The sequence below is a fragment of the Raoultella sp. genome, assembly GCF_039594335.1.
In the GTDB taxonomy this organism is placed as follows: domain Bacteria; phylum Pseudomonadota; class Gammaproteobacteria; order Enterobacterales; family Enterobacteriaceae; genus Klebsiella.
On record NZ_JBCNNS010000164.1, the window covers coordinates 1 to 7,908 of the forward strand.

Genomic DNA, 7,908 nt, shown 5'->3' on the forward strand with positions numbered 1-7,908 from the left:
GTTCATCCTGCTGCACATAAGCTATCTCGTTCATAATGTGTTTGTCTGCGACTTCTACGTTTCTCGCCAGTTCCTGCAAAATATCTACCGCGGGAACAGACGGAACAATGTCGCTCTCTTTATACACAGAAAGAATTGGCTCCTGAGGAAGCATTAGTGCCTGCTGCGCCATCGTTTCAGTGATCGCGTCAGCTATTCCTGATTTCACTGCCCACCAGCAAAGCTCAGCCATCGATAACTCACGCTCTTTGCTATAACCGAGACTATTCAGCACAGTGTCGATCACCCATTCAACAACGTTCTGGTAGGCCAACTCAGATAGTTGGAGAGTAGTTTGCTCTTCCAAAATACGGTCACAATGCCAGCAAACCAACAGCGCACCAGGTGGATGCCGCATGGTTACGACCTCGTGATGATGATAATCGGAATGTGGGTACTGGCAGAGTTTGAAACGACGAATTAACCATGCTTCGAGCGCATTGATTCCGCCGGCAGCTTTCACTACGCGTTCGTCACTAAAAAAAACTCGTAGAGAATCCATCTCTGAAAGAGGTTGCCGCGCATCCGGGATCCGGCCTGTATGCAAACCTTTCATGTTTTCTGGCTGACGTTCAATAAGAACACGGCCAGCGCTAAACAGAGGCATAAGCTCACGCCCTGGCTTGAAAAGAACCACGCCCAGACGCGGCACAATTTCCGGAGTAAGCAACGCTCGCACATTACCCCCTAAACAGTCAGATCTTTAAGTTTCTGTACGGCTTTTCCGACTTCAGCCATAGCATCTACAAACTCGTCGAACTTCCTGCTGGCCATCCCATAGGCCTGGAGAATTTCAAGCTTTAACGGATCAAGTTGCTTCTTGATTTCGGCCCTGTCCCCTGCCTTTTTTTTCGCTACCTCTGCAGCCTTGATCAGGGCATCAGCTTGTTTAAGTAATGCTTCGGGAGTTACTTCGATCTGTTTATTCATATTGCTTTCCATCGTCGGCTGAGGAGGTGTCATTACAGGCGCCACAGAGTTGTGACCATATTTCGGGTGGTGCAAGGTTGTGGACCTTCCATCATCGATCACGCAGAGCATCCCGCTTTCCCGGATAATTTCGATCAGGGTCTCTTTGTCTTTGCGATTGAGCCCACTGTACGCCGCCACTTTGTGCGTCAGGTGGGTTAACGTTGCGCCTTCTGGTTGCCTCTCTACAAAGCGCTTTACCCTGGAAAGCACTGGTTGCAGGTGTGGGGGAGTCATTCTCATGTTCATCCCCTTACGGCGTGACAATGCCAATTAGCTTCAAAAGCTCAGGGAATTTCGATTCAAAAAAATGTGGCTGGGTCTCCCTGGGATTTGCCGGACTGGTGATGTTTTTCCCGTACAGGCAACCTTTTGCCGTAACAGACCAGAATCTTTTCACGCCATTGATACCCGTTCGGCTACGACGCTCCTTCTGCTCGACTATGCCGTGGCCTGCCATAAGGTGATAAGCCTGGTTCGCGGTCATTCTGATGTTGTTAGCTTTGAGCAAAGCGCTGAGAGATAGTGTTGGCCTGCTGGATCCATCCTGAGCTCCTGCAGGCGCATCAATGGCATAAGAGGGCATTAAATCAGGCAACCCGGCCACTTGTTGAAGCTTCTGATATGCCCCGAGCTTTGACGAGTTGGAGAGATTGAGCATTTTGGCGGCAGATTCCAGGAGGATTACACCAGCCTGGATCCGATCGGCATTGACGGTTGCTGCACCAGCAGCCTGAAGCGCGTCAAATGTCCTGATGACCTTCAGATTAAAAGCAGCGCTGATCCACATCGCGTAGGCGTATACCAGCTCTTTGCATACGAAGGTTCCAGGGTTGCTACCACCGCGAATCACCTCTACCGGAGCAAACGCCAAATCTGGCGTTAGCACGGAAATCAATTCAGCAGCCATCCCTGAACGATACCAGCGATTGGGGCTATGTCGTTCCTCCCCACCAGCAGCGCGATGTAAATCATTCAGACAGAAACGGCCGTCTAAATCCTGACGGATAGAGACGCCATTAATAGCGAAAAAATGGTGTTTTTTGGATGCAGCAGCACCCATGACATGGTTAGTCATAGCTTTCTCCATACACTTTAACGTGACGACCGGGCCTGCACGCCCGTTTCGTTTGCACACCTTGAGATTAATGCTAAGTTGCATAGACTTCAACCTACCACTGAACAAACATCCAGCGTTTTTATATACGCCGATATGGTGATTTCTACCTGACCTCCCTTGACGATTTCGCCCCATTCAATAGCCATTCGCTTTACCTGATTGTCATCCTCCCAGATCCCGGCATAAGTCAAAGCATCAAGCAGTGCTTTGTTGTAATTGTCCAGGTCGCGGCGACGATAGTCTGGTGGGTAAAGCGTGATTTCTACAGATGCTGGCATCGATGACGGTCTGGGTATTGCTCGTAATTGCTCTATGACCGCTGACCGTACTGCATGTTTGAATTTTCGACCTGCGGCACTAACCAGGTGCTTACCTTTCGAGGGGCCTTTGTTTGGGGATCGCCAATAGGTATTAACGCTCGGCGGGAATGGAAGTAAAAATTTCATTCAGCCTCCAGCACTATTTTCAACTCAAACGGAATTTCTCCGCCGTTGTAACAAAGTTGCCCCATGTCGGACATAAGGCTCCATAATGTCATTGACGAGAATCCATTTTCGTCTGTTGTCGGTGGCACAAACTCCCCAAAAATTCCCGGATGTCGGGTGCGATTTTCTTCATGTTGGCGTCGCATATGCCTGAGAGCGACTTCATTAAGCTTCACTTTTACGATGCTGTTGAGATTGACCGCCACTTCTCTGCGCATAAGCGAGGAATTTATGCTGATGCCGCGAGAAACGCCGCGGGTGATTGTTATCGCACCTTTTCTCTCCAGCGCCTTAAGATGGGTTGCCGCTGCATTGGGGGACCGGCACCCCAACATGCCGGTCAGTTCGAAAGTTGTCGGTGGGAAACCATGTTTACGCTGGTAAGCGATCAGGAGGTCCAGAACCTCCTGTTGCCTTGAGGTTAAGGAAATCATGCGGCCTGCTCCTCTCTGTTTACACACATTTCGGGTAAGTTGGCACGGACCAGTGCTTCAGCGAACGGCGGCGGCACAGCGTTACCGCATCGTGCAACCTGTTTATCTTTGGCGTACTTCACGCCGCGGTAATCCCGGTCAATGATGTACCACTCTGGGAAGCCCTGTGCGCGGTAAAGCTCATGCGGTTGCAGCATACGCATTCCGATATCAACGATGCGGTATGTCACGCCGCCGATTTCAACCAGACCTGTACAATCCTCCCCGCAATATTTATGCAGGAACGCCAGCACCTGCTGTGCACGCTCTTCGTCGTAGTCCTCGACCGCCAGCGTCGTTTTAACCTCCCCCACGTGCTGCCCACCAGCTGTGACTGTCGGCATAGGTTTATCAGTACGCTGGCCGTCGCGGCAGGTACCGCGCAGTTTTACAAGGTGAGAAGTAACCATCGCAGCATCCGCTTTCGTGGTCATAGTCTGTAATGGCTCGCTGACGTCTCGCGGACGACTCTGCCCGGCGCGGCCACCAACCCCCACAATCTGAGCAGTAACCAGCGCATGGTGATCGACAGTCGTTACTGAATGCGCTGGCTCATCCAGCCCCACGCCAGCGCCCTGATAATTCCCTCCGTAGTGTTTTGCCAGGAACGCACCAACTACGGCATGTTTCCCCCCTCCAGCCACAACGGTTCCCAGTGGTTTGTCCAACCCTGGCACACGAGGTGCCTGGCCGGGCCGTTCTCCGTATCCCATCTGAATTAGCGTCGGCACAACCAGTTGAGATTTACCACCACCGCCCGCAGTGATTGTTGCGCTTGGTTCGTCGGCACGGTGTCCGATGCTGGCGCCAAACTGACGCGCGATGACCGGAGCGACAACGCAGGCCCTGGACTCTTTCAGGATGGTGTGAGCGGGTTTATCGAGCGGGCGTGGTTTAGCCTGATACTCGCTGCCGCCATTCCCGGCCAGGAACGGCGCCAACTCAGCTTCAACGATGCCCAACGCATGACCGTTGCCTCCAGGGCGTTTCGACGTGCCAGCGGTCACCGTCGGTACCGGTTCGGTAACGGGCTGCCCAGTGGCGCCGGTGCGGAATTTTGTCAGATGCGGAACCGCGATTGCATAGCCGTGGGTTTTCGTAATCGTCTGTAGCGGATCGTCCAGTGCCTGTCCCCGGAAACAGTCGTATTTGCCGCGTGTCGTTGTGTGATTGCACTTCACGATGAACGGCGAAGCGCTTTCGATAACAAAGCGATGAATGCCGCGGGCAATCCGTTTTAGCGTATTCTCAGCCAGTGACTTTTTGCGTCCGAAGATGCTCGGCGCGGGGATTGACCAGTCTATGCATTCCGCCGCTGTACGCCACGGTTCCAACTGGCCCGCCAGCACGGCGGCAGACTTGGGATCTCCGTTGGTTGCTTCCGGCCAGACTATTGGTTGGCCGTCCCGTCGCATCACCATGAAGAACCTCTTGCGGATTGTCGGCGCGCCGTAGTCGCAAGCACGCAGCTCGCGACAATCGACGACATAACCCAGCCCTGCAATTAAGCGTTTCGCCTGCTCGCTATCCAGTGATAACTCCAGGAACTCACAACACTCCACCAGCGCAGGATGATCTGCTGGAATACCGGTTGTAAGCATCCCGACAAATGAATGGAAAGTTTCACCGATGCGTGTCGGATCCGGACGCATTTCTGCCGCGAGTAACGGACCCCATGTTTTAAACTCTTCGACGTTTTCCAGCATCATAACTCGCGGGCCAACATCCAGCGCCCAACGAATGACAATCCACGCCAACCCACGGATGGCTTTTTCTACAGCCTTAGACCCTTTCGCCTTCGAGAAATGGCGGCAATCTGGCGAAAACCAGGCGAGACCTACAGGTTTACCGCTGGTGGCAGCAGCAGGTGAAACATCAAACACGCTTTCGCAATAGTGCAATGTGTCAGGATGGTTAGTGCGGTGCATGGCCACGGCGTTCTCGTCGTGGTTAATGGCAATATCAACGCTGCGCCCTATCGCCATTTCAATACCTGTCGATGCGCCACCGCCGCCGGCGAAGTTATCAACAATAATCTCACGCATGGCTCGCCCCCTGCATGCTCTCAACCAGTCCCCCGGCGACAGCTATGATTTCGCTGGTGGACATACGCTCCAGCCACAACTGGTTGATATGGGCCTTCAGCTTGTTTTGCTGGGACAATTCAAGACCGTCAGAGCCTTCAACCTGTCCAAAGACGAGCCCTACTTCCAATGGCCATATACGCGATTCCGTCTCCGGCAATTCAGCAGGCACTGCCGATTGCTCTAAAACTTCCGGCTGCGTAGTTATTTGTGCTGGAACATTGCTAACAGCAAACCGTGCCAGCCGCATAAATGCCTCGCCTTTCGCTTCCAGATCTGAACGGTGGATATAGCTGAAGCGCTCGCCGCGCCAGGTCTTATCAAACACAACTATTGCGCCTGCGAAAAACGCGCTGGTAGCCTTTTGTTTGTCGTCGGCAGGGATAAACCAGAGAGGCAGATCGAAACCAATGCGCCCACGGATAAAGCAAATATGATCCGCATCTTCCGGCCACCATGTTTCGCTCGGTGCTGCCTTGAGAAGAAAGACATAGCGCCCACTCTTCTCACGCTGATCTGCGGCGTAATTCATAATGTGCGTCATACCGGTGACCGCCTGTTTTTCGTGATACTGAGAACGGCTATACGGTGGGTTACCAAAGGCGCCGCCACCCAGTTCTTCCAGATGTGCAGACCAGTCCTGTGTTAATGCGTTGTCTTCGGCGGTATACCATGCGGGGCATTTTGTGTTGCTGTCGTCAGCAAAAAGATCTAACACCAGTGGGCCAAAAATAGCGTTAACGCCCCAGAATAGAAGATCCGGCGTCCGCCATTGATCGCCAACCTCTTTCAGATAATGCGCACTGCGCTGGCGCTGTTCTTCAAGAGCCAGGCAATAAGGGCTAATTGTCTTTTCTACGGCTTGTTCTTCTGCACTCATCACTTCAGAAACTTCCTGACTCATAGTTTTCCCCTGCGCTGATCTGCCCTGACTAGTGCCTTCAGAAACCAGTAACGACGTTCAAAACTGAAAATGTCACTACGGCGGAGAGCATATTTTCTGCGAAATAAAACATCGAGCTCCCACCAGGAACGCCAGTGACACAGTCGCCAATGGCGCATAAGGGTTACCAAAATTTTCATCCCCGAAACCCCTCTGGAATTGTGTTTTGAACTGGGCTAATTGAATTGATATCCCGAGGCTTTTTTGTGTCCCATGACTCGCGTGGTGGACGCCCCTTAGCATTCCAGCGCAGGGCGCTTTGCAGATATCCCTCGAATTTTTTAGGACCAAACAGAGTTTCAGGCCGCATGTACTGGTATTGCTCGTCATTGTCGTGCCAGTGCTCATGCTTCAGATCGATAACCAGCTTCAAGTCGTTGACGGTAAATCCTTCGCGCAGACGTGCACGGATATTTTCCAGGGATGTTCTGGATTTCTGGTAACGGGATCCACTGACCAGATTCAGATGGGTAAGAACTGCGATCGCGTTGTCGGTAATCACAACTTCAGGATCCGACTTATTGTCGGGATCCGCAGGAACCCGACGAGAGGGTTTTGAATTACCCTGTGTATTCTCCTGAGTAGTCTCTGTGTAATCTCCTGTAGGAAAGTTTGCGGGATCCCCACAAGCTTGTTCGTGGGAATCCCGCAAACTTGTTTGTGGCGTTTCCACATTCTTGTTTGCGGCATCACCGCAATCTAGTTTGTGGGATTGCACCAATCCAGATTGCGGCGTTTCCACATTCTGGATGTTCCGCACTCTTGTTTTATCCTGGCTGACTTTCTTCACTGTTTTTGTCGTCTCAACCAGCAAAGCTTCCAGCCTTTCCGCGTTAATGCGGTAGTGCATAGTTGCCGGTACTCCACGCCGGTCTTCTTCCAGGATACCCATAGCGACAAGACGCTTACGCGCAGTTTCCTGCTCATCGCGTGATAGCGCTGTTTCATTGAAAATGTCAGCCTGGGTTTTGTACATCCACCCGCCATCCATACGGTTATGCCAATAAACCATCTGAGACAAAAATACGGCGGCGACCGGGCCAGCTTTTACCTTTCCGACTTTTAGTTTTGCAAAAGCAGGGTTGTATGCAATTGGGCGATCAAGCAACTGAATCAACATATTCATGATCCATTCCTTAATTCGTTTGGAACGGTTACGACATATCCACTTGAAGCTCTACCAAACTGCATCCCGTAGTTAATTTTTTTAATGAACCCATTTTCAACCAAATAGCTGATTGACCTGATAAAATCTGAAGATGAACAGCAGCACACCTCAACAAATTTATGGTCAAAAATAAGCTTTTCACGTCCCCCATCAAGGCTTCCACTAATATGGATATAAACCATGATCAACCTGAGTAATGGGGATTCAAAGGGAAAATCAAAAGCAATATTTGATTCGTTAATCTCATGATTTTTCATTATTTCCCCCTATTTCTTTGAACTTGCGTTGAAACTGGTCGAGCGGGCTAAAACATTCATGGGAATAACCTTCTCGCAGGTAGATGACACGTCGCGTTTTTGGCTCCCAGCGGATAACCCTGACAGGTTTACCGTAGTGGTCTTTGAACCTCCGGTTAACTTCTCGCATAACGCCTTAGCCCTCCGGTTAAAGACCCCCACAACTCCGCGCGCCCTACTGTGGTTACATTCGACCCACTTTCCGCCTACCATGCGCTCATACCGAAACGACGAAACACCCGGGATCGGGTACATCCGTAGTTGCGGTAAGTGAAGATTTACGATTAAATTGCTCATGCGGATCATTTCTCCATACACGTTGATTTATCTG

10 protein-coding genes are annotated in these 7,908 nt (G+C 51.4%); all 10 read right to left on the reverse strand.

Annotation, left to right across the window (positions count from 1 at the left end):
- The coding region (locus ACZAHD_RS19950) for a DUF968 domain-containing protein (protein ID WP_462458304.1) at nt 1–718 on the reverse strand (718 nt) is incomplete at its 3' end.
- A gap of 8 nt (nt 719–726) precedes the next feature.
- On the reverse strand, nt 727–1,251 hold the full coding sequence (locus tag ACZAHD_RS19955) for a hypothetical protein (RefSeq protein ID WP_462458305.1): 525 nt from the start codon (nt 1,249–1,251) through the stop codon (nt 727–729).
- Nucleotides 1,252–1,261: 10 nt separating this feature from the next.
- A complete protein-coding gene (locus tag ACZAHD_RS19960; RefSeq protein ID WP_462458306.1) occupies nt 1,262–2,086 on the reverse strand; it encodes a KilA-N domain-containing protein in 825 nt (274 codons plus the stop codon).
- Nucleotides 2,087–2,175: 89 nt separating this feature from the next.
- Complete coding sequence (locus ACZAHD_RS19965) at nt 2,176–2,574, reverse strand: RusA family crossover junction endodeoxyribonuclease (protein WP_462458307.1); 399 nt, start codon at nt 2,572–2,574, stop codon at nt 2,176–2,178.
- Nucleotides 2,571–3,047 carry a LexA family protein gene (locus ACZAHD_RS19970; protein WP_462458308.1) on the reverse strand — a complete coding sequence of 159 codons (477 nt, stop codon included), beginning with the start codon at nt 3,045–3,047 and terminating at the stop codon, nt 2,571–2,573. The genes ACZAHD_RS19965 and ACZAHD_RS19970 overlap by 4 nt, the downstream gene beginning before the upstream one ends.
- Nucleotides 3,044–5,131, reverse strand: coding sequence for a DNA cytosine methyltransferase (locus ACZAHD_RS19975; RefSeq protein WP_462458309.1), 2,088 nt, complete (start codon nt 5,129–5,131; stop codon nt 3,044–3,046). The genes ACZAHD_RS19970 and ACZAHD_RS19975 overlap by 4 nt, the downstream gene beginning before the upstream one ends.
- A complete protein-coding gene (locus ACZAHD_RS19980) occupies nt 5,124–6,050 on the reverse strand; it encodes a phage N-6-adenine-methyltransferase (protein WP_462458313.1) in 927 nt (308 codons plus the stop codon). Before ACZAHD_RS19980 ends, ACZAHD_RS19975 begins: the two co-directional genes overlap by 8 nt.
- 199 nt (nt 6,051–6,249) lie before the next feature.
- Nucleotides 6,250–7,239 carry a conserved phage C-terminal domain-containing protein gene (locus tag ACZAHD_RS19985; protein ID WP_462458310.1) on the reverse strand — a complete coding sequence of 330 codons (990 nt, stop codon included), beginning with the start codon at nt 7,237–7,239 and terminating at the stop codon, nt 6,250–6,252.
- Nucleotides 7,236–7,538 carry a hypothetical protein gene (locus ACZAHD_RS19990; protein WP_462458311.1) on the reverse strand — a complete coding sequence of 101 codons (303 nt, stop codon included), beginning with the start codon at nt 7,536–7,538 and terminating at the stop codon, nt 7,236–7,238. Before ACZAHD_RS19990 ends, ACZAHD_RS19985 begins: the two co-directional genes overlap by 4 nt.
- Nucleotides 7,525–7,707, reverse strand: a complete 183-nt coding sequence (locus ACZAHD_RS19995; RefSeq protein ID WP_462458312.1) for a DUF4222 domain-containing protein — start codon at nt 7,705–7,707, stop codon at nt 7,525–7,527. The genes ACZAHD_RS19990 and ACZAHD_RS19995 overlap by 14 nt, the downstream gene beginning before the upstream one ends.
- Nucleotides 7,708–7,908 lie beyond the last annotated feature (201 nt).

Bases quoted from the DNA above. Each gene is read 5' to 3' on its own strand.
- ACZAHD_RS19955 (WP_462458305.1), bottom strand. From the start codon at position 1,251: ATGAGAATGACTCCCCCACACCTGCAACCAGTGCTTTCCAGGGTAAAG.
- ACZAHD_RS19960 (WP_462458306.1), bottom strand. From the start codon at position 2,086: ATGACTAACCATGTCATGGGTGCTGCTGCATCCAAAAAACACCATTTT.
- ACZAHD_RS19965 (WP_462458307.1), bottom strand. From the start codon at position 2,574: ATGAAATTTTTACTTCCATTCCCGCCGAGCGTTAATACCTATTGGCGA.
- ACZAHD_RS19970 (WP_462458308.1), bottom strand. From the start codon at position 3,047: ATGATTTCCTTAACCTCAAGGCAACAGGAGGTTCTGGACCTCCTGATC.
- ACZAHD_RS19975 (WP_462458309.1), bottom strand. From the start codon at position 5,131: ATGCGTGAGATTATTGTTGATAACTTCGCCGGCGGCGGTGGCGCATCG.
- ACZAHD_RS19980 (WP_462458313.1), bottom strand. From the start codon at position 6,050: ATGAGTGCAGAAGAACAAGCCGTAGAAAAGACAATTAGCCCTTATTGC.
- ACZAHD_RS19985 (WP_462458310.1), bottom strand. From the start codon at position 7,239: ATGAATATGTTGATTCAGTTGCTTGATCGCCCAATTGCATACAACCCT.
- ACZAHD_RS19990 (WP_462458311.1), bottom strand. From the start codon at position 7,538: ATGAAAAATCATGAGATTAACGAATCAAATATTGCTTTTGATTTTCCC.
- ACZAHD_RS19995 (WP_462458312.1), bottom strand. From the start codon at position 7,707: ATGCGAGAAGTTAACCGGAGGTTCAAAGACCACTACGGTAAACCTGTC.